The organism is Erythrobacter cryptus DSM 12079, assembly GCF_000422985.1.
Lineage (GTDB): Bacteria > Pseudomonadota > Alphaproteobacteria > Sphingomonadales > Sphingomonadaceae > Erythrobacter > Erythrobacter cryptus.
Genome location: NZ_AUHC01000001.1, coordinates 83,481 through 105,451, shown reverse-complemented (window position 1 = coordinate 105,451; position 21,971 = coordinate 83,481). Strand labels below are relative to the sequence as shown.

The 21,971-nt window shown below is 67.8% G+C and carries 25 protein-coding genes; 16 read left to right on the top strand and 9 right to left on the bottom strand.

Features of this window, described 5'->3' with window-relative positions; all coding sequences use genetic code 11:
- The first annotated feature begins 21 nt into the window (after window positions 1–21).
- The 6 genes from G524_RS0100520 (at window position 22) to G524_RS0100495 (ending at window position 2,968) form a co-directional block, all read left to right on the top strand.
- Window positions 22–651, top strand: coding sequence for a hypothetical protein (locus tag G524_RS0100520; protein ID WP_036857025.1), 630 nt, complete (start codon window positions 22–24; stop codon window positions 649–651).
- A gap of 41 nt (window positions 652–692) precedes the next feature.
- Complete coding sequence (locus tag G524_RS14535) at window positions 693–1,127, top strand: hypothetical protein (RefSeq protein ID WP_051220792.1); 435 nt, start codon at window positions 693–695, stop codon at window positions 1,125–1,127.
- A complete protein-coding gene (locus G524_RS0100510; RefSeq protein WP_027441946.1) occupies window positions 1,124–1,564 on the top strand; it encodes a hypothetical protein in 441 nt (146 codons plus the stop codon). Before G524_RS14535 ends, G524_RS0100510 begins: the two co-directional genes overlap by 4 nt.
- Window positions 1,561–2,139, top strand: a complete 579-nt coding sequence (locus G524_RS16170; RefSeq protein ID WP_051220791.1) for a hypothetical protein — start codon at window positions 1,561–1,563, stop codon at window positions 2,137–2,139. Before G524_RS0100510 ends, G524_RS16170 begins: the two co-directional genes overlap by 4 nt.
- A gap of 107 nt (window positions 2,140–2,246) precedes the next feature.
- Window positions 2,247–2,477: a DUF4170 domain-containing protein gene (locus G524_RS0100500; protein WP_036857149.1), complete on the top strand. Its 231-nt coding sequence runs from the start codon at window positions 2,247–2,249 to the stop codon at window positions 2,475–2,477.
- A gap of 8 nt (window positions 2,478–2,485) precedes the next feature.
- Complete coding sequence (locus tag G524_RS0100495; protein ID WP_027441944.1) at window positions 2,486–2,968, top strand: GNAT family N-acetyltransferase; 483 nt, start codon at window positions 2,486–2,488, stop codon at window positions 2,966–2,968.
- 108 nt (window positions 2,969–3,076) lie between these two features.
- Here G524_RS0100495 and G524_RS14525 read toward each other — a convergent pair whose 3' ends face one another.
- From G524_RS14525 to carA, 5 genes are all read right to left on the bottom strand, one after another.
- Window positions 3,077–3,349 (bottom strand): hypothetical protein, encoded by a 273-nt coding sequence (locus G524_RS14525; protein ID WP_156893969.1) that lies wholly within the window; start codon window positions 3,347–3,349, stop codon window positions 3,077–3,079.
- Window positions 3,350–3,382: 33 nt separating this feature from the next.
- Window positions 3,383–3,859: a transcription elongation factor GreA gene (greA, locus tag G524_RS0100485; RefSeq protein WP_027441943.1), complete on the bottom strand. Its 477-nt coding sequence runs from the start codon at window positions 3,857–3,859 to the stop codon at window positions 3,383–3,385.
- 108 nt (window positions 3,860–3,967) lie between these two features.
- Complete coding sequence (gene carB, locus G524_RS0100480) at window positions 3,968–7,294, bottom strand: carbamoyl-phosphate synthase large subunit (protein WP_027441942.1); 3,327 nt, start codon at window positions 7,292–7,294, stop codon at window positions 3,968–3,970.
- Entirely contained in the window at window positions 7,294–7,872 is a 579-nt protein-coding gene (locus G524_RS0100475) for a hypothetical protein (RefSeq protein ID WP_027441941.1), read from the bottom strand. The genes carB and G524_RS0100475 overlap by 1 nt, the downstream gene beginning before the upstream one ends.
- A 17-nt stretch (window positions 7,873–7,889) precedes the next feature.
- Window positions 7,890–9,071, bottom strand: coding sequence for a glutamine-hydrolyzing carbamoyl-phosphate synthase small subunit (carA, locus tag G524_RS0100470; RefSeq protein ID WP_027441940.1), 1,182 nt, complete (start codon window positions 9,069–9,071; stop codon window positions 7,890–7,892).
- Between the two features lie 143 nt (window positions 9,072–9,214).
- Between carA and G524_RS0100465 the strand changes: the two genes are divergently transcribed.
- The 3 genes from G524_RS0100465 to rpoD all read left to right on the top strand — a co-directional run bounded on the left by G524_RS0100465 (window position 9,215) and on the right by rpoD (window position 13,634).
- Window positions 9,215–9,667, top strand: a complete 453-nt coding sequence (locus G524_RS0100465; RefSeq protein WP_027441939.1) for a GatB/YqeY domain-containing protein — start codon at window positions 9,215–9,217, stop codon at window positions 9,665–9,667.
- Window positions 9,668–9,772: 105 nt separating this feature from the next.
- Window positions 9,773–11,665 (top strand): DNA primase, encoded by a 1,893-nt coding sequence (dnaG, locus tag G524_RS0100460; RefSeq protein WP_036857020.1) that lies wholly within the window; start codon window positions 9,773–9,775, stop codon window positions 11,663–11,665.
- 70 nt (window positions 11,666–11,735) lie between these two features.
- The gene (gene rpoD / locus G524_RS0100455; protein WP_027441937.1) at window positions 11,736–13,634 is read left to right on the top strand and encodes an RNA polymerase sigma factor RpoD; all 1,899 of its coding nucleotides are present in this window, start codon (window positions 11,736–11,738) and stop codon (window positions 13,632–13,634) included.
- Window positions 13,635–13,664: 30 nt separating this feature from the next.
- Here rpoD and G524_RS0100450 read toward each other — a convergent pair whose 3' ends face one another.
- Window positions 13,665–14,816, bottom strand: coding sequence for a sterol desaturase family protein (locus tag G524_RS0100450; protein WP_084624992.1), 1,152 nt, complete (start codon window positions 14,814–14,816; stop codon window positions 13,665–13,667).
- 118 nt (window positions 14,817–14,934) lie between these two features.
- On the opposite strand from G524_RS0100450, the gene G524_RS0100445 reads away from it, so the two are divergent.
- The 7 genes from G524_RS0100445 (at window position 14,935) to G524_RS0100415 (ending at window position 19,749) form a co-directional block, all read left to right on the top strand.
- A complete protein-coding gene (locus tag G524_RS0100445) occupies window positions 14,935–15,414 on the top strand; it encodes an RpiB/LacA/LacB family sugar-phosphate isomerase (protein ID WP_027441935.1) in 480 nt (159 codons plus the stop codon).
- The gene (gene glyA, locus G524_RS0100440; protein WP_027441934.1) at window positions 15,411–16,739 is read left to right on the top strand and encodes a serine hydroxymethyltransferase; all 1,329 of its coding nucleotides are present in this window, start codon (window positions 15,411–15,413) and stop codon (window positions 16,737–16,739) included. Before G524_RS0100445 ends, glyA begins: the two co-directional genes overlap by 4 nt.
- Before the next feature lie 8 nt (window positions 16,740–16,747).
- Window positions 16,748–16,966 (top strand): hypothetical protein, encoded by a 219-nt coding sequence (locus G524_RS0100435; RefSeq protein ID WP_027441933.1) that lies wholly within the window; start codon window positions 16,748–16,750, stop codon window positions 16,964–16,966.
- 8 nt (window positions 16,967–16,974) lie between these two features.
- Window positions 16,975–17,436: a transcriptional regulator NrdR gene (gene nrdR, locus G524_RS0100430; protein ID WP_027441932.1), complete on the top strand. Its 462-nt coding sequence runs from the start codon at window positions 16,975–16,977 to the stop codon at window positions 17,434–17,436.
- A 7-nt stretch (window positions 17,437–17,443) separates the two neighbouring features.
- Window positions 17,444–18,202, top strand: coding sequence for an RNA methyltransferase (locus G524_RS0100425; protein ID WP_027441931.1), 759 nt, complete (start codon window positions 17,444–17,446; stop codon window positions 18,200–18,202).
- Between the two features lie 178 nt (window positions 18,203–18,380).
- Complete coding sequence (gene rpsD / locus G524_RS0100420; protein WP_027441930.1) at window positions 18,381–18,995, top strand: 30S ribosomal protein S4; 615 nt, start codon at window positions 18,381–18,383, stop codon at window positions 18,993–18,995.
- 115 nt (window positions 18,996–19,110) lie between these two features.
- Window positions 19,111–19,749 (top strand): NAD(P)H-dependent oxidoreductase, encoded by a 639-nt coding sequence (locus tag G524_RS0100415; RefSeq protein WP_027441929.1) that lies wholly within the window; start codon window positions 19,111–19,113, stop codon window positions 19,747–19,749.
- On the opposite strand, the gene G524_RS0100410 is transcribed toward G524_RS0100415, so the two are convergent.
- From G524_RS0100410 to G524_RS16165, 3 genes are all read right to left on the bottom strand, one after another.
- Complete coding sequence (locus tag G524_RS0100410; protein WP_027441928.1) at window positions 19,739–20,053, bottom strand: chorismate mutase; 315 nt, start codon at window positions 20,051–20,053, stop codon at window positions 19,739–19,741. The two genes, G524_RS0100415 and G524_RS0100410, sit on opposite strands and share 11 nt — an antisense overlap.
- Window positions 20,054–20,056: 3 nt before the next feature.
- Window positions 20,057–21,187, bottom strand: coding sequence for a tRNA guanosine(34) transglycosylase Tgt (gene tgt, locus G524_RS0100405; RefSeq protein ID WP_027441927.1), 1,131 nt, complete (start codon window positions 21,185–21,187; stop codon window positions 20,057–20,059).
- A gap of 105 nt (window positions 21,188–21,292) precedes the next feature.
- Entirely contained in the window at window positions 21,293–21,835 is a 543-nt protein-coding gene (locus G524_RS16165; RefSeq protein ID WP_051220790.1) for an outer membrane beta-barrel protein, read from the bottom strand.
- Between the last annotated feature and the right edge of the window lie 136 nt (window positions 21,836–21,971).

Here is a 21,971-nt window from a genome sequence, read left to right as displayed (position 1 = left end):
AACCGGATAGAGGAGAAGCCCATGGCCGAGACCACCCCCGAAACGCCCCCTGCCCCCAAGCGCCGCAAGCGCGCCGACAGCCCGGCCAAGGGCACCCCCGCCACCGCAGGCAAGCGCGCCGCCAAGGCCGATCCGCTCAAGACCGGGGCGGCCGCCAAGTCGGCCGATCCGGCCCCGGTGGCCGAGGCCAAGGGCCGCTTCAGCGCCGCGCTCGAGGAAGCCAAGGCCGGCGCCGCAGCGCTCAGGGCCGAGGCCGAAAGCCGGCTTGCCGCGGTGAGCGGGGAAGCGCGCGAGAAGGGCAGCGATCTCGTCGGCGAGGCGCGCGCCTATGGCCAGCAGGCGCTCGGCAAGGCCGGGGAACTGGCGCAAGAGGGCAAGCAGGTGGCAAGCGATGCCATCGCCTCGATCGGCAAGGTGGTGGGCGAGGTTGCCCCCCAGCTCGACGAGAAGGTCGGCGAGCAATTTGGCGACTATGCCCGCAAGACCGCGCGCGCGCTGCAGGAAACCTCGGCCAAGCTCGAGGCCAAGAGCGTCGAGGAACTCGGCGAGGATGCCCGCGCGCTGGTGCGCAAGAGCCCCGGGATCGCGGTCGGCTTGGCAGCGGTCTTCGGCTTCTTCCTCGCCCGCCTGCTGGGCGGGCGGCGCGGCTGAGCGCTGCCTTGCTGAAGGCTGGACGGGCAGGCAGCGAGGCGATGCACGAGAGCGAGCCCGGCGCGGCCCCCACGCCGCAGGAGCATGCCGCCGAACCCGACCCCGAAGCGCTGGGGCAAGCGGCGTCGCCTGAGGCCGAGGCAGGCGGGCTGCGCGCCGATCTTGCCGCGCTCGTCGATGATGCGCGTACCTATGCCGAGGCCGAGATCGCCTTCCAGAAGACCCGCGCCGCGCTTGCCGGCAAGGCGGTGGGGCGGGCGCTCACCGCGCTGGTGCTGGCGCTGCTGATGCTCAACCTCGCGCTGATTGCGCTGGCCGTGGGAGTGATGATCGCGCTCGCCCCGCTGGTGACGATCTGGGGCGCGATCGCGATCGTCGTCGGGGTGCTGCTGCTGGGGGTTGGCGGGTTGCTGTGGGCGGCCTTGCGCGATGGACGGCTGCTCGCCGCGCTGTTCGGCCCGGGAGAGGCGCCGTGACCCGCCTGCCCAAGAGCTTCATCGAGGACCGGCGGCTGCGCGATGCCGCGCGCGCGGTGCTGGCCGACGATCTGGCCCGGCTGCGCGCGGCGCTGGCCGAACAGGGGATCGCAGCGCGGATTTCGGCCGAGGTGCGCGCGACCATCGGGGCGCGCATCGCCGCCGGGGCGCGCGACGTGCTCGACGAGGCGCGCAGCCTCGCTGGGGACCGCAAGGGGGTGCTGGCGCTCCTCGTGGGGGCGCTGGTGCTGTTCCTCGCACGCGGGCCGATCGCGCAATGGCTGTTCGGACCCGAGGATGAGGAAGCCGAGGGCGACGAAGCCAACGCACTCGCGGATGAAGGCGCAGCGCCCCCGGCCCCGGCCGCGCCTGCCGCGCCTGCCGAGCCCCCCGCTCCCGCGCCAGCCACGCTTGCACCAGAAGGAAACCCCGCATGAACGTGCCCACCCCCCTTCCCGCCGATCACCGCCGTGACGCGCTGCGCGCCCGGATCGAGGCGGCCGAACGCCGCAATGCCGCGCGCAGCCTTGCCGATCAGGCCCGCGCCGCTGCCAGCGCCGCGGCTGACTATACCCGCGCCCATCCGCTCACCGTGATCGGCGGGGCGCTGGCGCTCGGGCTCGCACTTGGCCTCATCACCCGCCCGGGGCGCACTCTTGCGGCAAGCGCGCTGGCCGGCACCGGCAAGGCGGTGCGCGGGGCCGGAAGCGGTGCGGCAAGCAGCGTGCGCCGCGCGGCTTCCTCCACCGGCAGCAGGCTCGGTCGGCTGCTGGGTGAGGCGGCGATGGCATGGGTGCTTGCGCTGATCGACGAGGCCATGGCCGCCGGGCGCGAGGGGCAGGAGCGCGCCGAGGCCCTCGGCGCGGCAGCCAGCGCCAAGGCCCAGGCGCTCGGCGCGGAGGCCGCCGCCGCGGCTCGAGGGACCAAGAGGCGCGGCGCGGCCCTTGCCCGCCATGCCCGCAGCGCCGCGCGGCGCGCCGCCCGCGAGCTTGCCGCCAAGCGGCAAGGCTGAGCGGCAGGGCGAGGACTTGCGGCGGCGCGCGCCTGCGGCTAGGGGCGCCGGCGCAAATCCTCCACCAGAAATCCCCCCTCCCAAAAATCCTCCCCAAGGTGAACAAGATGGCAGTAACCACCCCACCCCAGCAGCTGCACCTGGTGATGGGCGGCCGGGTCAAGGACCCGCGCGGCTATGAATTCCAGGATCCCGAGAGCATCCACGTCGTCGGCGTGTTCAGTTCCTACGAGGCCGCGGTCGATGCCTGGCGCGCCCAGGCGCAGCGCACCGTGGATGATGCCGAGATGAAATATGTGGTGGTCCCTATCCACAAGCTGCTGACGCCCGAGGACTGAGCCGGCCCATGGCGGTCACGCGCGGCTATCGGGAGGGTGATGCACCCGCGATTGCCGCGCTGACGCTGGCGGCGATCGGGCAGACCGCGCTGGCGGCCTATTCGCCCGATCAGGTCGCGGCATGGTCGGCGCGCTATTCGCCCGAGCGGCTGGTGGCAGGCGCGGCGAAGGGCGATATCATCCGCGTCGCGGTTGATGGCGGGGACATTCCCATCGCCTATGTCGTGCTGGAGCCGGACGGGCATCTCGACATGCTCTATTGCCACCCCGATCACACCGGCACCGGCCTTGCCAGACACCTCCTGAACGAGGTCGAGCAGGCGGCGCGGGCGCTCGGCCTGACGCGGATCCTCACCGAGGCGAGCGAGCTGGCAAGGCCCGTGTTCGAACGGGCCGGATACAGCCTTCTCCACCGCCGCGATTTCATGATTCCGTTCGAGGGCCGCGAGGTCGCGATCCACAATTATGCGATGGAAAAGCGCCTCGCCTGACCAGCGCAATGTTTCACGTGAAACATAAGGAGAACGGGTAAAGCCCGGGCAAAGCTGCGCCAGAGCGCGGGCAAGGCGCGGCCAAAGCGCGCGAGGCCGAGCCCCTCTCTAGCGCAGCGCCGCGATCGCCGCCGCCACGCCCACCGCAAGCAGCGCCGCCACCGCCCGGGTGCGGCGATCGGAACGGCGCGCGCCCCAGCGCGTCTCGTCGAGCCACCAGCGGCCCTGCCCGTCGGTGCGCAGCACATCGGCGCCCTTGAGCCGGGCAAAGGCGCGCGCGTCAGCCGCGCCCCTCGGGGCATAGGCGATCGCATCGGCCATGCTCACCGCCCCGGCGGCACGGAAATGCCGCGCGAGGCGCCTTTCGGCGAATGGCCGCATCGGCGGGAGCGCCATCGACCCTTGCGCGCGCCTTCAGATGAACTCGATCTTCTCGACGACGTAGAACTTCTCACCCGAAGGCACGGTGACCTCGATCTCGTCGCCCACCTGCTTGCCGATCAGCGCGCGCGCCAGCGGCGAGTTGTAGGAGATGCGCCCCTTCTTGGCATCGGCCTCGGTCTGGCCGACGATCTGGTAGCGCACCGGCTTGTCGTCCTCATCAAGCAGGGTGACGGTGGCGCCGAAGATGATCTTGTCGCCCGAAAGCGTGGTCGGATCGATGATCTGCGCCCGGCTGACCTTGTCTTCAAGCTCGGCGATCTGCGCCTCGATCTGGCCCTGGCGTTCCTTGGCGGCGTGGTATTCGGCATTCTCGGACAGATCGCCATGGGCGCGGGCTTCCTCGATCGCCTCGACGATCCTGGGGCGCTCCTCGCGCAGCGCCTTGAGATCGGCGGTGAGCCGCTCGTAGCCCTCGGCCAGCATCGGGACCTTTTCCATCGTCGCCATAATCATGCCTTCTCGTCTGTCGCGAACACCCCCGCCGCGCCGGACAAAGCCCGCGCTGCCGCCCGATCACGGCGGTAAGCGCTGCCTGCCGATGGGGGGAAGTGTCAGTCAATTGCCATAATAGTCCTGCAGGCTGCACACTTCAAGCTGATCGGGGCGGATCGCCGCGATCGCCGCGGCCACCGCCAGCGAGGCCGCCGCGGTGGTGTAATAAGGCACCTTGCCAGCCAGCGCCGCCTGGCGGATCGACTGCGAATCGCGCAGCGACTGCCAGCCTTCGGTGGTGTTGAAGATGAGCGCGATCTCGCCATCGATAATCTTGTCAACAATGTGCGGCTGGCCCTCGGCCACCTTGTTGATCCGTTCCACCGCCAGCCCCTGCTCGGCCAGATAGGCTTGCGTGCCGCCCGTGGCGATCACACGAAAACCGTGTTCGATCAGCCGCTTGACCGCCGGCACGATGACCGGCTTGTCGCTGTTCTTGACGCTGACGAAGACCGTGCCCGATTGCGGCGGCACCATCCCGGCGCCAAGCTGCGACTTGAGGAAGGCGGCCTCGAAGCTGGTGTCGATCCCCATCACCTCGCCGGTCGATTTCATCTCCGGGCTGAGCACCGGATCGGCGCCGGGAAAGCGGCTGAAGGGGAACACCGCCTCCTTCACCGCCATATAGGGCAGATCGCGGCGGAACGGCGGGAAATTGCTCAAGGGCTCGCCCGCCATCACCCGCGCGGCGATCTTGGCCACGGGCTGGCCGATCGCCTTGGCGACGAAGGGCACGGTGCGGCTGGCGCGGGGGTTGACCTCGATGAGATAGACAGTCCCGTCCTTGACCGCGAACTGGATGTTCATCAGCCCCTTGACGCCAAGGGCAAAGGCCATCGCCTCGGCCTGGCGCTCCATCTCGGCGACGATATCGCCTGGCAGCGAATAGGGCGGCAGGGTGCAGGCGCTGTCGCCCGAATGGACCCCGGCTTCCTCGATATGCTGCATCACCCCGGCGATGCGCACCTCCTTGCCATCGCACAGGGCATCGACATCGCACTCGATCGCATCGCGCAGATATTGGTCGATCAGCACCGGGGAATCCCCGGAAACCGTGACCGCGGTGGCGATGTAATCATCGAGCTGGGCTTCGGAATCGACGATCTCCATCGCCCGCCCGCCGAGCACGTAGGAAGGCCGCAGCAGCACCGGATAGCCAATGCGCGCGGCCACCGCGGCGGCCTCGTCACGGCTGCGGGCAATGCCGTTTTCGGGCTGCCTGAGCTTCAATTTGCTCACCAGCTTGGCAAAGCGCTCGCGGTCCTCGGCAAGGTCGATGGCATCGGGCGAGGTGCCGAGGATCGGGATCCCGGCATCGGCGAGCGCCTGAGCGAGCTTCAACGGCGTCTGCCCGCCGAACTGGACGATCACCCCAACGAGCTCGCCGCGCGCCGCCTCGACCCTCAAGATCTCGAGCACGTCCTCGGCGGTGAGCGGCTCGAAATAGAGCCGGTCGGAGGTGTCGTAATCGGTCGAGACGGTCTCGGGGTTGCAATTGACCATGATCGTCTCGAACCCCGCTTCAGCCAGGGCAAAGCAGGCATGGACGCAGGCATAATCGAACTCGATCCCCTGGCCGATGCGGTTGGGCCCGCCGCCGAGGATCACGATCTTGCGGCGATCGGAGGGCGCGGCCTCGCACTCGGGTGCACCGAAGCTCGGCGCCTCGTAGGTCGAATACATGTAAGGCGTGATCGCCTCGAACTCAGCGGCGCAGGAATCGATGCGCTTGAACACCGGGAACACCCCGAGCCGGTGGCGCAGCGCGCGCACCTCGGCCGCGCTGGTGGCCCCGGCCATGGCGACCAGCGCATCGTGGAGCAGGCCGGAACGCCGCGCCTGGGTTTCGGCCAGGCCGCCGGCCACCCCCACCGAGCGCACCGCGAGCGTGGCGAGGCGCCGGTCGGAAAACCCCATGGCCTTAAGGCGCCTGAGGCCCGCCGCATCGATCGGCAGGCCCTCGCGCTGCACCTCCTGTTCGGCGGCGATGATCTCGGCGATCTGGCGCAGGAACCAGGGATCATAATGGGTGACCGCGGCGATCTCCTCGACGCTCAGCCCCTCGCGGAAGGCCTGGCCGACCTTGAGCAGCCGATCGGGGGTGCGCCGGGCAAGCGCGGCGGTGATCACCTCGCGCGGCTGGCCCTCAAGCTCGGGCACGCGGTTGAAGCCATCAAGCCCCGTTTCCAGCCCGCGCAGCGCCTTTTGCAGGCTTTCCTTGAACGAGCGCCCGATCGCCATCACCTCGCCCACCGATTTCATCGAGGTGGAAAGATCGGTGGGCGTGCCCTTGAACTTCTCGAAGGCAAAGCGCGGGATCTTGGTGACGACATAGTCGATCGTCGGCTCGAAGCTCGCCGGGGTCGCCCCGGTGATCTCGTTGGTCAGCTCATCGAGGGTGTAGCCCACCGCCAGCTTGGCGGCGATGCGGGCGATGGGAAAGCCGGTGGCCTTGGAGGCGAGCGCCGAGGAGCGGCTGACGCGCGGGTTCATTTCGATCACGATCAGCCGCCCGTCCTTGGGGTTGACGGCGAATTGCACGTTGGAGCCGCCAGTCTCCACCCCGATCTCGCGCAGCACCGCGATGCTGGCCGAGCGCATGATTTGATATTCCTTGTCGGTGAGCGTCAGGGCCGGGGCGACCGTGATCGAATCGCCGGTGTGCACCCCCATCGGATCGACATTCTCGATCGAGCAGACGATGATGGCATTGTCCTTGGCATCGCGCACCACCTCCATCTCGAACTCCTTCCAGCCGAGAAGCGATTCCTCGATCAGGACTTCATTGGTGGGCGAGGCGGCGAGGCCCTCGGCGACGATGCGGTCGAACTCGGCGCGGTTATAGGCGATCCCGCCGCCGGTGCCGCCGAGGGTGAAGCTGGGGCGGATGATCGCCGGAAGGCCGGTGCGCTCGAGCACGGCGCGGGCCTCCTCGAGCGTGTTGGCGACGCCCGAGCGCGCGCTTTCCAGCCCGATCTTGTCCATCGCCTCGCGGAAGCGCTGGCGGTTTTCGGCCTTGTCGATGGCATCGGCCTTGGCCCCGATCATCTCGACCCCGTATTGGGCGAGCACGCCCATTTCATCGAGCTTGAGCGCGCAATTGAGCGCGGTCTGCCCGCCCATCGTGGGCAGCAGCGCATCGGGCCGTTCCTTGGCGATGATCTTGGCGACGATCTCAGGGGTGATCGGCTCGATATAGGTGGCGTCGGCAAACTCCGGATCGGTCATGATCGTGGCCGGGTTGGAGTTGACGAGGATGACGCGGTAGCCCTCCTCCTTCAGCGCCTTGATCGCCTGAGTGCCGGAATAGTCGAACTCGCAGGCCTGGCCGATGATGATCGGGCCGGCGCCGATGACGAGGATCGAGGAAATGTCGGTTCTTTTGGGCATCAGGTGTCCTGCTCGGCAAAAGCGAAGGAGAGGTGGGTGTAGCGGTTGACGAGCGGCAGCACGTCGGGGCGCGAGGCGGCGCTGCCGAAGATGAAGGTGCAGTTGCGGCGGATGTCGATGAGCCGCGCGCCATCGCGGGCCATGACATAGGAAAGCACGTAATAGCTGCGCGGGGAATCGCGCCGCCCGATGACATCGAAGGTCTTGATCTGCCCGCGCGAAGCGGCGCGGGTGTCGCTATCGATGAAGCCCTCATCGCGGCGCTGGCGGGCAACGGCGCGGTGGCGCGCGGCGGGATCGAAAGCGGCTTCCTCGAAGGGGCCTTCGCTCGCAGCGATGCGGCAATCCATGCGCCCGGCAACCGGATAGCGCGAGGCCTCGTCATGGAGCACCGGGCGCCAGAAGCTGACGAGCGGCAGCCCGCTTTCGCCCGAAGGCTCGACCCGCACCGCACCATCGCCCTGAAAGGCAACCCCGGGGACAAGCTCGACCCCGGGCCATTCAGCGAGCGGACGCGGCGTCATCGCCGGGTTCTGGGCAAGCGCGGGGGCAGCGAGGATGAGCGCAAGCAAGGCCAAGGCGGTGCGCCTGTTGCTCACCCCAGCATCCCCACGAACTTCTCGAACAGGTAGAAGCTGTCCTGCGGGCCGGGCGAGGCTTCGGGGTGGTATTGCACCGCAAAGGCGCGTTTGCCCTTGATCGAAATGCCGCAATTGGTGCCGTCGAACAGGCTCACATGGGTCTGCTCGACATGTTCAGGCAGGCTTGCCGCATCGACGGCAAAGCCGTGGTTCATGCTGGTGATCTCGACGAGGCCGGCGGTCTCCCCCCACCCTTCCCCGACACGCTGCACCGGGTGGTTGGCGCCGCGGTGGCCCTGGTGCATCTTGATCGTCTTCGCGCCCGCGGCGAGCGCCAGCAACTGGTGGCCAAGGCAGATGCCGAACAGCGGCACATCCGCCTCGAGCAGGGCGCGGATCACCGGCACGGCATATTCGCCCGTCGCCGCCGGATCGCCCGGGCCGTTGGAGAGGAACACCCCGTCGGGCTTCAAGGCCATGATCTCGTCGAAGCTGGTGCGTGCGGGCACCACCGTCACCCGCGCCCCGGCACGCGCGAGGTTGCGGAAGATATTGTCCTTGGCGCCATAATCGATCGCCACCACGTGCGGGCGGGAATCGAAGGCCGCCCGGCCATAGCCCTTGCCGAGGCGCCACGGCCCGCCCTCCCAGCGCTCGGGCGCCTCGCGGGTGACGCGGATGGCAAGGTCCATGCCCTCCAGCCCCGGCCATTCGGCCGCGCGCTTCACCAGCGCCGGGATATCGAACATGCCATCGGGCGCATGAGCGATCACCGCATTGGGCGCGCCCGAAAGGCGGATGCGGCGGGTGAGCGCGCGGGTATCCACGCCCGAAAGGCCGATCTTGCCCTGGCGCGCCATCCATTCAGTAAAGCGCTCGATGCTGCGGAAGTTGGACGGCTCGGTTACCTCCTCGCGCACCACGCAGCCCACCGCGCCCTCGACCCGGCTTTCGATATCCTCGGGATTGGCCCCGACATTGCCGATATGCGGGAAGGTGAAGGTGACGATCTGCGCCGCATAGCTGGGATCGGTCATCACCTCCTGATAGCCGGTCATCGCGGTGTTGAAGCACACCTCGCCCACGGCGCTGCCATGAGCGCCGAAGCCGCGCCCCCAGATCACCGTGCCATCGGCCAGAACGAGGACTCCGGTCGCGCCCGGGGGCTGCGCAAGCGAAGATGCGGGGTCGGCCATGGGGCGCTCCGTTACAGGTGATCCGGCGATGGTGCTAAGTTTTGTCCGCTAGGCGCCGCTGCCCGCCCCGTCAACCTAGGCTTGGCCGGCGCTTTGCGTTAGAGGCGCACGCCAGCACAGCCTTCCACAGGAATGAGACAAGCATGATCAGGGATGACATCAAGGCCGCCACGATCGCGGCGATGAAGGCCGGCGACAAGGCGCGCACCGCGGCGCTGCGCCAGATCGCCGCCAAGATCAAGGACCGCGACATCGAGGAACGCACCGCCGCCAAGCCCACCCCCGATGACGCGCTGGTGACGGGCGTGCTCCAGAAAATGGCCAAGCAGCGGCGCGAATCGATCGAGCTCTACGAGGCCGGAGGGCGCCCCGAGCTGGCCGCGGCCGAGCGCGCCGAACTCGCTGTGATCGAGGAGTTCCTGCCGCGGATGATGGACGAGGCCCAAACCGCCGCCGCCATCGCCGCGATCAAAGAGGAACTGGGCGCCACCAGCATCAAGGACATGGGCGCGGTGATGGCCGCGCTCAAGGAGCGGCACGGGGCCGTGCTCGATGCCCGGCTGGCGAGCAGCCTCGTCAAGGCGGCGCTCGCCTAGATCGCGGGCGCCAAAGCCACCCCGGCCGGCGCCGGTCGGCCAAAGCCACAGAGCCTTCCACAGCCGGCGCTTGCAAGCGCCGCCCAGCGCGCGCAACCTGTGCCCATGGCCATCACCCCGCAATGGAAGGACGAGCTGCGCGCGCGCCTCACGCTCTCGGCGCTCGTCCAGCGCAGCGTCAAGCTGACGCGGGCGGGGCGCGAGTGGAAGGGCTGCTGCCCGTTCCACGAGGAGAAGACCCCGAGCTTCTATGTCAATGATGCCAAGCAGTTCTATCACTGCTTCGGCTGCGGCGCGCATGGCGATGCGATCAGCTGGATGGTCGATCATGTGGGCCTCTCCTTCCTCGATGCGATCAAGGAACTTGCCAGCATGGCGGGGATGGAAGTGCCCGCCCCCGATCCTGCCGCCGCGAGGAAGGCCGAAGCGCGCGCCAGCCTCATCGATGTGACCGAGGCCGCCCAGCGCTTCTTTGCCGAGAGCCTGGCCGCACCCGGCGGGGCGGCGGCACGCGCCTATCTCGCGCAGCGCGGCTTTGCGCCCGAACTTTGCCGCACCTTCGGCTTTGGCTGGGCGCCCGATGATCGCCACGCGCTGGGCCGCGCGCTCGGCCATTTCGGCGAGCCGATGCTCGAGGCGGCCGGGCTGCGCGCCGCGAGCGAGGCGGGCGAGCGCTATGACCGCTTCCGTGGCCGCCTGATGCTGCCGATCCACGATCCGCGCGGGCGGGTGATCGCCTTTGGCGGGCGCATCCTCACCCCGCGCGAGGGCCTCGCCAAGTATCTCAATTCGCCCGACACCGAGCTCTTCGACAAGGGTCGCACGCTCTACAATCTCCACCGCGCCGCCCCGGCGGTGCGCCAGAGCGGCCGGGTGGTGGTGGTGGAAGGCTACATGGACGTGATCGCGCTCGCCAGCGCCGGGATCGCCGAGGCGGTCGCCCCGCTCGGCACCGCGCTCACCGAGATGCAGCTCGAACTGCTCTGGCGCCTCGCCGAGGTGCCGCTCTTGTGCTTCGATGGCGACAGCGCTGGCCAGCGCGCGGCGATGCGGGCGATCACGCGGGCGCTGCCGCTGCTCGCGCCGGGCCGCTCGCTGGCCATCGTGCGCCTGCCCCGGGGACAGGATCCAGACGATCTGGTGCGCCAGCAGGGCCGCACCGGGATCGAGCGGCTGCTCGAAGCGCCGCTCAGCCTGATCGAGGCGCTCTGGCAATTCGAGCGCGATGCGGCGCCCCTTGCCACCCCCGAGGCCAAGGCCGGGCTCAAGGCGCGGCTGATGGCGCATGTCGAGACCATTGCCGACCCCGAGATCAGGGCGCTTTACCGCCGCGAGCTGTCGGATCGCTTCTCCGCCTTTGCCTTTCCCCCGCGCCCGCCGCGCGCTGCGCGCACCGCCTCTGAGGTCGGGCGCCGGGGCGCAGCCAAGGGCACATGGCGCGGCGCGCCGGTGCCCCTGCCGGGCCTCACCCCCGAAGCACGCAGCCGGCTTGGCGCGCTCACCTTGGGCGGCCAGCGTCAGGGCCTGCTCGAGGCGGTTCTGGCAGGGCTAGCGCGCCATCCGCAGGAGATTGCGCGCCACGCCGAGGCGCTCGCCCGCCTCGCCCGCAGCGAGCCGGCTGCCGCGGCGCGCATCGAAAAGCTCTTCGAGCTTGCAGAAACGCTTGATTCGCGCGCGCCAGACGCCATATGCAGCGCGCAAGGCCAACCCGCCCCGTCGGCAGACATCCGCTACGCCTTTCTCGATGAAGGCACCGATCCCGACGATGCGTGCGCGCAACTGGCCGAGGCTGTGTCGCTGCTGGTCGAAAGGCCGGCGCTCGAGGCTGCGCTTGCGGCCACGATCGCGCGTTTCGACAGCGATCCGGAAGGATCGTTTGCCGAACAGGCGCGTTTGCGTACACGGCTCATGGCAATCGAGGAACGCCTCAAGGCCTTCGGACGCCGCAAGGCAGCGGCCCCGGATGCGCCCGGGGCATCGGGTGACGCGGCCGCCTGACAGGCGGGCATGGGATCAATCGGCGGCCTCGCTCAGCAGGCCGCCCGGCAATGGACAGACACGAAAGATTATGGCCGAAAAGGAAGACGCCCCGCTGATCGATCTCAACGAGGCTTCGATCAAGAAGCTCATCAGCAAGGCCAAGAAGCGTGGCTATGTCACCTATGACGAATTGAACGAGGCGCTGCCCTCGGGCGAGATGAGCCCCGACCAGATCGAGGACATTCAGACCGCGCTGGCCGACATGGGGGTGCAGATCGTCGAGAGCGACGAGGAGGCCGAGGCCGAGGCCGAGGAGGGCGAGGCCGACGAGGTGATCGTCGATGAGGACGATGAGGAGGACGAGGACGGCGAGAAGAAGGGCCCGGCCCGCGATGCCCGCGCCGGCAACAAGAAGATCGCCGCCGGTGAGCGCACCGACGATCCGGTGCGCATGTATCTGCGCGAGATGGGCGCGGTCGAACTGCTTAGCCGCGAGGGCGAGATCGCCATTGCCAAGCGCATCGAGGCGGGCCGCGACATGATGATCATGGGCCTGTGCGAAAGCCCGATCACCTTCCACGCCATCATCCAGTGGTCCGAGGCGCTCAACAACGGCGACATGCAGCTGCGCGAGATCCTCGATCTTGACGCCATGCTCTCCAAGGAACCCCCGGCCGACAAGATGGCCGAGGGCGCCGAGAATGATGATGATGACGACAACACCTTGAGCCTCGCGCAGATGGAAGCCGCATTGAAGCCCGAGGCGCTCGAACGCTTCGCCCGCATCACCCGGCTGTTCAAGGATTTCGAGAAGCTCCAGGCCGAACGGGTGGCAACCCTTGCCGCGGGCAACACCTTCCCCGCGGCCAAGGAGGCGCGTTACGAACAGCTGCGCGAGGAGCTGACCGCCGAGGTCGAAAGCGTGCAGTTCCACGCCACCAAGATCGAGTTCCTGGTCGACAATCTCTATGCCTTCAACCGCCGCCTGACCACGCTGGGCGGGCAGATGCTGCGCCTGGCTGAGCGCCACAAGATCAAGCGCGCCGATTTTCTCGAGGCCTATGTCGGCAACGAGCTTGACGATGGCTGGATCAAGGAGCGGGCGAAGAAGGACAAGAAATGGGCCGCCTTCCTCGAGCGCGAGGGCGAGGCGATCGAGCGCATCCGCGCCGAGATCGCCGATATTGCCGCGCAGACCGGCATGAGCCTTCCCGAGTTCCGCCGCATCGTCAACATGGTGCAGAAGGGCGAGCGCGAGGCGCGCATCGCCAAGAAGGAAATGGTCGAGGCGAACCTGCGCCTGGTTATTTCCATCGCCAAGAAATACACCAATCGGGGGTTGCAATTCCTTGATCTCATTCAGGAAGGCAACATCGGGTTGATGAAGGCGGTGGACAAGTTCGAATACCGCCGCGGCTACAAGTTCTCCACTTATGCGACGTGGTGGATCCGCCAGGCGATCACCCGTTCGATCGCGGACCAAGCCCGCACCATCCGCATTCCGGTGCACATGATCGAGACGATCAACAAGCTGGTGCGCACCAGCCGCCAGTTCCTCCACGAGGAAGGCCGCGAGCCGACGCCAGAGGAAATGGCCGCGCGCCTCTCGATGCCGCTCGAGAAGGTGCGCAAGGTGATGAAGATCGCCAAGGAGCCGATTTCCCTCGAAACCCCGATCGGGGACGAGGAAGACAGCCACCTCGGCGATTTCATCGAGGACAAGAACGCGGTGATCCCGGTGGATGCGGCGATCCAGGCCAACCTCAAGGAAACCGTCACCCGCGTGCTCGCCAGCCTCACCCCGCGCGAGGAGCGCGTGCTGAGGATGCGCTTCGGCATCGGCATGAACACCGATCACACGCTCGAGGAAGTCGGCCAGCAGTTCAGCGTGACGCGCGAGCGCATCCGCCAGATCGAGGCCAAGGCGCTGAGGAAGCTCAAGCACCCGAGCCGCAGCCGCAAGATGCGCTCGTTCCTCGATCAATAGGGAGCGAAGGCCCCGCTTCGGCGGGGCCATTCACGCGCGGCGGCGCAAGGGCCAGACCAGTTGGCGCGCCCAACCCTCGGGCGCGCGTTCATCGGCAAGGCCGTAGCCCTCCGGCCAGCGCCCTTCCGGCATGTGACAGGTGCCGAACCAGCGGTCGATCATCGGCAGGTGAACGGCAAAGTTCACATCGCGCGCCTCGGCCTCCCGGGCGTGGTGCCAGTGGTGGAAGCGCGGCATGGCGACCCAGCGTTCGAGCCACCCCCATCTCGGCGCGAAATTGGCGTGGATGAACACCGCGTGGAAGCTGACGAGCGCGAGATAGGCATAGACCACGCTCTCGGCAAAGCCCGCCACCAGCAGCGCCAGCAACACAAGGCCGCGCGTGACGATCACGTCAACGAGGTGCAGCCGCGATCCGGCGAGCCAGTCCATCGCCTCGACCGAGTGGTGTACCTTGTGAAAGCGCCACAAGAGCGGCACCGCATGAAAGGCGCGGTGGACGCCATATTGCGCAAGGTCAGCCACCAGCACGCACATCGCCCATTGCACCAGCCACGGCAGGCCCTCCACCGCCGCCTGGGCCTGCGGCAGCGCCAGCACCGCGCCCAGCGCCACCGCCGGCGCAAGCACCGCCACGCTCATCACCTGCGCCAGTACGTGGCTGGCGAAGAAATATTGCGTGTCGGTGAGCCAGCCCCTGCGAAAGACCCCCTGACCACGGCGCAGCGGAAAGGCGCGCTCGAGCGGCACGAACAGCGCCGCGGTGGTGATCACCCCGAGCACGAACCAATCGAGCGCAAGATAGATGCGGGCCTCGCCCACGCGCGGGATCTCAGCGCCCCCCGCGCCCAGCGCCAGCGCCGCGCCGGCAAGGGCAAGCCCCGCCACCCCGAGCGCCTTCTTGCGCCGCAAGAGCAGCGACAGGCCCGACAGCGCCATCCCCGCGAGCAGCCCCACGTCGATCGCAAGCCGCACCAGATCGAGCGGATAGCGGCTGCGCAATTCGGGCAGGGTGAGGTATTGCGGGAAGTTGAGGCACAGCACCGCAAGGAGCGCGAGCAGCCCCAGCACGATCCCGAGGATGCCGCTGATCCAGCCCGTGCCCACATGGCGCGGCGCCGCATCGGCAAAGACGCGCGCGAGCCATTGCTCGGCAGACAGGCGGGGTGTGGGCGGCGGCATGGCAAGCGACAATAGCCCTGCCCCCCTTTCGCCCCGGTAAAGCGCAGGCCATGGCGCTGGTCGAAAAACCCGCCGGCAAGGGGTGGAGAATCCGCGTCCATGCGATTATGGCACGCCCATGCGCATCGCCATCGCCTCCGATCATGCCGCGGTCGAACTCAAGGCCGACCTTGCCGAATGGCTCATCGAGGAAGGCCACGAGGTCGCCGATCTCGGGCCGCCGCCGGGGGTGAGCGTCGATTACCCCGATTACGGCTATCGCCTCGCCGAGATTATCGCCGAAGGCACGGTGGAATATGGCATTGCCCTGTGCGGCAGCGGCATCGGCATCTCGATCAGCGTCAACCGCCACCCGCAGGTGCGCTGCGCGCTGGTGAGCGAGCCGCTCTCGGCCGCGCTCGCGCGTGAGCACAATGATGCCAATTGCATCGCTTTGGGCGCGCGGCTCGTAGGTCTGGAGATGGCCAAGGCCTGCATCGCCACCTTCCTCGATACCGAATTTGCCGATGCCGGCGATCCGGCCGGGCGCCACCAGCGCCGGGTCGGCAAGCTGTCACAGCCGCCCTTCCTGCCCGACCATATCGAGACCCACCAATGAGCACCGCCCCTCTCGACTTTGCCGCCCGCGCCGCCGCTGCCGATCCGATGCACGGCTTCTGGCACCATGATCTTGCCGCCGCCGATCCCGAGATCGCCGCAGCCATCGCCAAGGAACTTGCGCGCCAGCGCGACAAGATCGAGCTGATCGCAAGCGAGAACATCGCCAGCCGCGCGGTGCTCGAGGCGGCGGGCAGCGTCTTCACCAACAAATATGCCGAAGGCTATCCGGGCAAGCGCTATTACGGCGGCTGCGAATATGCCGACGTGGTCGAAACCCTGGCGATTGAACGCGCCAAGCAGCTGTTCGGCTGCAACTTTGCCAATGTGCAGCCCAATTCCGGCTCGCAGATGAACCAGGCGGTGTTCCTCGCCCTCCTCAATCCGGGCGACACCTTCATGGGGCTCGATCTCAATTCGGGCGGGCACCTCACCCATGGCTCGCCGGTCAATGTCAGCGGCAAGTGGTTCAATGTCGTCTCCTATGGCGTTTCGCGCGAGAGCGAGACGATCGACATGGACGAGGTGGCCGCCAAGGCGCGCGCGCACCGGCCCAAGCTCATCATCTGCGGCGGCACCGCCTATTCGCGCACCTGGGACTTTGCCGCCTTCCGCGCCATTGCCGATGAGGTGGGCGCGGTGCTGCTGTGCGACATGAGCCATATCTCGGGCCTGGTTGCCGGCGGCGCGCACCCCTCGCCCTTCCCGCATTGCGACATCGTCACCTCCACCACCCACAAGTCCTTGCGCGGGCCGCGCTCGGGCATCATCCTGTGGAACGACGAGAAGTTCACCAAGCCTTTGAACATGGCGGTGTTCCCCGGGCTTCAGGGCGGGCCCTTGATGCACATCATTGCCGCCAAGGCGGTGGCCTTCAGGGAAGCGCTCGATCCCTCCTTCCGCGACTATGCCCGGCGCATCGTCGAGAACGCCCGGGCGCTGGCGGCAAGCCTTGAGGAAAGCGGCCTCAGGATCGTCAGCGGCGGCACCGACAACCACTCGATGCTGGTCGATCTCACCGCCAAGGGGGTGACGGGCAAGGATGCCGAAAAGGCGCTCGATCGCGCCTTCATCACCTGCAACAAGAACTCGATTCCCTTCGACACCCGCTCGCCCTTCGTCACCAGCGGCATTCGCCTCGGCACCCCGGCGGGCACCACCCGCGGCTTTGGCCCCGAGGAGTTTGGCACCATCGGCCGGCTGATCGCCGAAGTGGTCGAAGGGGTGGCCAAGAACGGCCCCGAAGGCGATGCGCAGGTGGAAGAAAGTGTGCGCGCGCGGGTTGCTGAGCTGTGCGCGGCCTTCCCCGTCTATCCGGGCATGTGAGGCAGGCGATGAACCACGATCCGCAAAGGCCGCAGGACCTTATCGAGGACGCCAAGGCCGAGATCATCGGCATGGGCAAGGAAGGCCTCAATCACCCCTCCACCGCCCCGGTGCTCACCGGCGCGGCGATCGGCGCGCTTGCCGGGGCGCTGCTCCCGGTGGTGTCCTGGCCGGTCGGCCTCATCGCCGGTGCGGGCTTCGCGCTCTATCAACGCATCCGCAAATAAGCCCCTGAATGCGCTGCCCTTTCTGCGCCCACGATGACACCCAGGTAAAGGACAGCCGCCCGACCGAAGATGGCACGGCGATCCGGCGGCGGCGGCAATGCTCCTCCTGCGGCGCGCGCTTCACCACCTTCGAGCGGGTGCAGCTGCGCGAGGTGGTGGTGATCAAGTCGGGCGACCGGCGCGAGCCCTTCGACCGCGCCAAGCTCGAACAATCGATCGCGCTGGCCTGCCGCAAGCGCGGGATCGATCAGGAGCGGCTCGATCAGCTGGTGAGCGGGATCCAGCGCCAGGTCGAAGCCTCCGGCGAGGCCGAGGTGCCCTCGAGCCATATCGGCGAATTGGTGATGGAAGGGCTGCGGCAGATCGATTCGGTCGCCTATATCCGCTTTGCCAGCGTCTATCGCGATTTCTCCGAGGCGCGCGACTTCGAGAAATTTGCCAGCACCGTGCAGCAAGCCGCGAAAGATTAGGGCGAAGATGGCAGAGGATCCCAATCGGCCGGTGATCGTGCTGGTGCGCCCGCAACTGGGCGAGAACATCGGCAAGGCGGCGCGCGCCATGCTCAATTTCTCCCTTACCGAGCTGCGCCTCGTCGCCCCGCGCGATGGCTGGCCCAATCCCGCCGCCGGTCCGGCGGCCTCAGGCGCGGACGAGGTGCTCGCCGGCGCCAAGGTGTTTGACACCACCGCCGAGGCCGTCGCCGATTGCCAGCATGTCTATGCCACCACGGTGCGAAAGCGCGGCGTCACCCGCCCGGTGATTGGCCCCGACGACGCCGGGCGGCTGGTGGTGACTCAGCCCGGTCGCCACGCGGTGCTGTTCGGGCCGGAGCGCTCGGGCCTCGAGACCGAGGATGTCGCTCTTGCCCGCGCGATCCTGACCATCCCGATCAATCCCGAGTTCGGCTCGCTCAATCTTGCCCAGGCGGTGGTGCTGGTGGCCTATGAATGGTCGCGCATGGCGCGCGAACTCGGCGCGGCGAGCACCGCCACGCTGGCCCAGCCCACTGCTGAGGAAGCCCTGCCCCCTGCCCCGCAAGCGGAGCTAGATGCGCTGATCGCCCATTTCGAGGCACTGCTCGCCCCGCGCGGCTATTTCCTGCCCGAAACCCGCGCCGAGGCGACCCGGCGCACGCTGCGCGGCATCCTCACCAAGCCCGGCTGGAACCACCTCGAGGTGCGCACCCTGCGCGGCGTGCTGAGCGCGCTCGAGCGTCCGCCGCGCGGCGAGGAATAGGCCCGCGGCAGCCCCGGGGCTTGACCGCGGCGGCGTTCCTGCTATGCGCGCGCCTTCGCAAATGGGCCCTGCACCCCGGTGAAGCAGTGGCCGCATCCGCCCCCTTGCGGGCGGATGGTGCGAAGCCGGGTGGAATGGTTGCCACAGGGGCAATCCAGCACATTGAAGGACAAGGCACATGTCGAAGCGCAAGAGCGCCAAGTACAAGCTTGACCGCCGGATGGGCGAGAACATCTGGGGTCGCCCCAATTCGCCCGTCAACAAGCGGTCCTATGGCCCCGGCCAGCACGGCCAGCGCCGCAAGGGCAAGATGAGCGATTATGGCCTGCAGCTGCGCGCCAAGCAGAAGCTCAAGGGCTATTATGGCGATGTCACCGAAAAGCAGTTCAAGCGCACCTATGCCGAGGCGGCGCGGATGAAGGGTGACACCAGCCAGAACCTCATCGGCCTGCTCGAGCAGCGGCTCGACATGGTGGTCTATCGCGCCAAGTTTGCGCCCACCATCTTCGCCGCGCGCCAGCTGGTGAGCCACGGGCATATTTATGTGAACGGGCAGAAGTGCAACATCGCCTCGCGCCGCGTGGCGGTGGGCGATGTCATCAGCCTCGGGGCCAAGGCCAAGGAAATGGCCCTCGTGATCGAGGCGCAGAGCCTGGCCGAACGCGACATTCCCGATTATGTCATGCCCGACGGCACCGACAAGGTGGTGTTCACCCGCGTGCCCAAGCTCGACGAGGTGCCCTACCCGGTGACGATGGAACCCAACCTGGTGGTCGAATTCTATTCGCGCTGATCGCAAGGCGCAGTTCCAAGGCAAAGAAGGGCGGCCCTGTGGGGTCGCCCTTTTCTTTTGCGCAGGCCTCAGCCATCATCGCCGCGACTGCTGACAGCTGGGGCCGGCTTCACCGATGAAAGTGCTGCTGCTCGACGGGCACCCCGACAAGGCCCGGCTGACGAGCCATCTGCTCGATATCTATGCCGCCGCCTTGCCTTCAGCGGTCGAGATCACCCGTGTGGCAGCGCGCGATCTCGCCTTCTCGCCTGTGCTCCGCCACGGCTACAAGCGCTGCACCGAATGGGAAGCGGATCTTGCAAATCTGGCGGTGCAACTTGACGCCTGCGATCATCTGGTGGTGGCCTTCCCGATGTGGTGGGGCGCCGAACCGGCCGAATTGAAAGGCCTGATCGACCGGCTGTTCCTGCCGAAATTCACTTTTGCCTATCATGTCGGCGATCCCTGGTGGGACAGGCTGATGCAGGGCCGCTCGGCCGATCTGATCGTCACGATGGACACCCCGCCCTTCGTGCTCAAATGGTATTACGGCAACCCGGTGATCCGGCGCTGGAAGGGGCAAATCCTCGGCTTTTGCGGCTTTGCACCGGTGCGCACGCTGTCGCTGGGACCGGTGGGTGAAAACACCCCGCCGCGCAATATCGCCAGGTGGGAAGCCAAGGTCGCAAGGCTCGCGCGATCGATCCGCCAGAAGGCACCGCAGAAGAAACAGCCGCGCCTCGCCGCCTTTCTCGGGGAAAAGGTCAGCCCCTGATCCGATCCCACTCGGCAAATTCGTAAGCGATCGAGCCTTCGACGAGGCGCTCCCAGATCTCGGCGATCACATCGCCGGGCAGGCCGCGGGCCTCGGCTGCGGCCACCGCGGCGGCGATCACCCGCGCCTTCCTCGCCTCGTCGCGCACCGCCTCGCGGCTTTCCTTGATCCGGGCGGCGGCGCGCATGTAGGCAAAGCGCCTCGCCAGCAGCGCCACCAGTTCGGCATCGAGCGCATCCACCCCGGCGCGCACTTCGGCCATGGTGGTGCAGTCTTCGGGGGCTTTGGCAGCGCGATCGGTCATCAATCAGGATCGTCCCAGGTAATCGCGCCGGAAGCGGGCGGCAAAATCGGGGAAGGTGCCCGAGGCAATGGCACCGCGCATCCCCTCCATCAAGGCCTGATAGAAGCTGAGGTTATGCTCGGTGAGCAGCATGGCGCCGAGCATCTCCCCCGATTTGACGAGGTGGTGGAGATAGGCGCGGCTGTAATCGCGGCACACCGGGCAGGTGCAGCGCGGATCGAGCGGGCCGCTATCTTCGGCATAGCGCGCGTTCCTGAGATTGAGCGGCCCGTTCCACGTAAACGCCTGCCCGTTGCGGCCCGAGCGCGTCGGCAGCACGCAATCGAACATGTCGATGCCCCTCTCGACCGCGCCGACGAGGTCATCGGGCTTGCCCACCCCCATGAGATAGCGGGGCTTGTCGGCCGGGAGCATGTCGGGCGCATAGTCGAGCACGCCGAACATCGCCTCCTGCCCCTCGCCCACGGCCAGCCCGCCCACGGCATAGCCGTCAAAGCCGATGTCGATCAGGCGCTCGGCGCTGATGCGGCGCAGGTCCTCGTGGAGCGCGCCCTGCTGGATGCCGAACAGGGCGGCGCGCGCGGCGTGCTCTGCCCCGGCATCAAAGCCATCGCGGCTGCGCCGCGCCCAGCGCATCGACAGCTCCATCGAGGCGGCGATCTCGTCGCGCGGACGATCGGCCCGGGGGCATTCGTCAAAGGCCATGACGATGTCCGCGCCGAGCAGGCGCTGGATTTCCATCGAGCGCTCGGGGGTGAGAAGGTGGCGCGAACCATCGAGGTGGCTCTTGAACTCCACCCCCTCCTCGCTGAGCTTGCGCAAGGCGCTCAGGCTCATCACCTGATAACCGCCGCTGTCGGTGAGGATCGGGCGCGGCCAGTTCATGAAGCGGTGCAGGCCGCCGAGGCGCGCCACCCGCTCGGCCCCGGGGCGCAGCATCAGGTGATAGGTGTTGCCGAGGATGATGTCGGCCCCGGTGGCGCGCACGGCCTCGGGCTTCATCGCCTTGACCGTGGCCGCCGTGCCCACCGGCATGAAGGCGGGTGTGCGGATCTCGCCGCGCAGCATGCGGATGGTGCCGGTGCGCGCCTTGCCGCAGGTGGCGTGAAGGGTGAAGAAGAAGCGCTCGCTCATCAGGCGTGCGGCCCTAGCGCCGCCGCGCCGCGCTGTCACCCACGCAGCAAAAAAGGGGGCAGGCGCCGCGCGGCCCCTGCCCCCGGGTTTGTGCCGCAAGGCGCCTTAGAACTTGTAAAGCACCCCGATGCTGGCACGGGTGGTGTCGAAGGAGATCGTGTCGATCCCGGCGCGGAAGTTGATCGGGCTGTCACCCAGGCCAAACTCGACCCCGGCGCCGACGAGGTAATCCCCATCGCTGTTGTCCACGCCCGGCGGGGGGTTGCCGCCGAGGATGTTGACGAGGTCAAGCTCGACTTCCTGGTAGCCACCGCGCACGAAGACCTTGCCGGTCTTGCCCACGCGCACCCCGGCGCGGGCGGCGATGCCATATTCCTGATCGATCGGGCCGTCACCGAAGTGGAAATTGCCCTCGGCGCCGACGAAGAAGGTCTCGCCGACCGGGACATCGACCCCGGCGAGAACGCCGTAGATGCCGCCATCGTCATTGGGCGCGCCGATGCCCAGATCGTGGATCCCGATCGAGGCGCCGACATAGGGTTCGACCGTCGGCGTGTCGCTGCTCTGGGCCTGGGCCATGCTCGGCAGGGCCAGCGCGCCAATCGCGGCGCCGATCATGGCAGGCTTGGTGAATGCGAGGTTTCTCATGGGTAATGGTCCTTGTTCTTGACCGGTTGCAGGGGGCGCAGCCGGTGCGCAAGGGCCTAGAAATGCCTCACTTTCGCGGCCATGAACGGGCGGACAAGCTGCGGTTAAGCTCGGCCCAACGACAAACCTCACTCGA

What these genes read in the sequence shown, in the direction of transcription:
- rpsD (WP_027441930.1), top strand. Translation starts at nt 18,381, where the DNA reads ATGTCGAAGCGCAAGAGCGCCAAGTACAAGCTTGACCGCCGGATGGGC.
- G524_RS16165 (WP_051220790.1), bottom strand. Translation starts at nt 21,835, where the DNA reads ATGAGAAACCTCGCATTCACCAAGCCTGCCATGATCGGCGCCGCGATT.
- G524_RS0100435 (WP_027441933.1), top strand. Translation starts at nt 16,748, where the DNA reads ATGAACCACGATCCGCAAAGGCCGCAGGACCTTATCGAGGACGCCAAG.
- G524_RS0100500 (WP_036857149.1), top strand. Translation starts at nt 2,247, where the DNA reads ATGGCAGTAACCACCCCACCCCAGCAGCTGCACCTGGTGATGGGCGGC.
- G524_RS0100465 (WP_027441939.1), top strand. Translation starts at nt 9,215, where the DNA reads ATGATCAGGGATGACATCAAGGCCGCCACGATCGCGGCGATGAAGGCC.
- nrdR (WP_027441932.1), top strand. Translation starts at nt 16,975, where the DNA reads ATGCGCTGCCCTTTCTGCGCCCACGATGACACCCAGGTAAAGGACAGC.
- G524_RS14535 (WP_051220792.1), top strand. Translation starts at nt 693, where the DNA reads ATGCACGAGAGCGAGCCCGGCGCGGCCCCCACGCCGCAGGAGCATGCC.
- G524_RS0100410 (WP_027441928.1), bottom strand. Translation starts at nt 20,053, where the DNA reads ATGACCGATCGCGCTGCCAAAGCCCCCGAAGACTGCACCACCATGGCC.
- tgt (WP_027441927.1), bottom strand. Translation starts at nt 21,187, where the DNA reads ATGAGCGAGCGCTTCTTCTTCACCCTTCACGCCACCTGCGGCAAGGCG.
- greA (WP_027441943.1), bottom strand. Translation starts at nt 3,859, where the DNA reads ATGGCGACGATGGAAAAGGTCCCGATGCTGGCCGAGGGCTACGAGCGG.
- G524_RS0100445 (WP_027441935.1), top strand. Translation starts at nt 14,935, where the DNA reads ATGCGCATCGCCATCGCCTCCGATCATGCCGCGGTCGAACTCAAGGCC.
- G524_RS0100415 (WP_027441929.1), top strand. Translation starts at nt 19,111, where the DNA reads ATGAAAGTGCTGCTGCTCGACGGGCACCCCGACAAGGCCCGGCTGACG.
- G524_RS0100495 (WP_027441944.1), top strand. Translation starts at nt 2,486, where the DNA reads ATGGCGGTCACGCGCGGCTATCGGGAGGGTGATGCACCCGCGATTGCC.
- carB (WP_027441942.1), bottom strand. Translation starts at nt 7,294, where the DNA reads ATGCCCAAAAGAACCGACATTTCCTCGATCCTCGTCATCGGCGCCGGC.
- G524_RS0100450 (WP_084624992.1), bottom strand. Translation starts at nt 14,816, where the DNA reads ATGCCGCCGCCCACACCCCGCCTGTCTGCCGAGCAATGGCTCGCGCGC.
- carA (WP_027441940.1), bottom strand. Translation starts at nt 9,071, where the DNA reads ATGGCCGACCCCGCATCTTCGCTTGCGCAGCCCCCGGGCGCGACCGGA.
- glyA (WP_027441934.1), top strand. Translation starts at nt 15,411, where the DNA reads ATGAGCACCGCCCCTCTCGACTTTGCCGCCCGCGCCGCCGCTGCCGAT.
- G524_RS0100425 (WP_027441931.1), top strand. Translation starts at nt 17,444, where the DNA reads ATGGCAGAGGATCCCAATCGGCCGGTGATCGTGCTGGTGCGCCCGCAA.
- rpoD (WP_027441937.1), top strand. Translation starts at nt 11,736, where the DNA reads ATGGCCGAAAAGGAAGACGCCCCGCTGATCGATCTCAACGAGGCTTCG.
- G524_RS0100520 (WP_036857025.1), top strand. Translation starts at nt 22, where the DNA reads ATGGCCGAGACCACCCCCGAAACGCCCCCTGCCCCCAAGCGCCGCAAG.
- dnaG (WP_036857020.1), top strand. Translation starts at nt 9,773, where the DNA reads ATGGCCATCACCCCGCAATGGAAGGACGAGCTGCGCGCGCGCCTCACG.
- G524_RS14525 (WP_156893969.1), bottom strand. Translation starts at nt 3,349, where the DNA reads ATGCGGCCATTCGCCGAAAGGCGCCTCGCGCGGCATTTCCGTGCCGCC.
- G524_RS16170 (WP_051220791.1), top strand. Translation starts at nt 1,561, where the DNA reads ATGAACGTGCCCACCCCCCTTCCCGCCGATCACCGCCGTGACGCGCTG.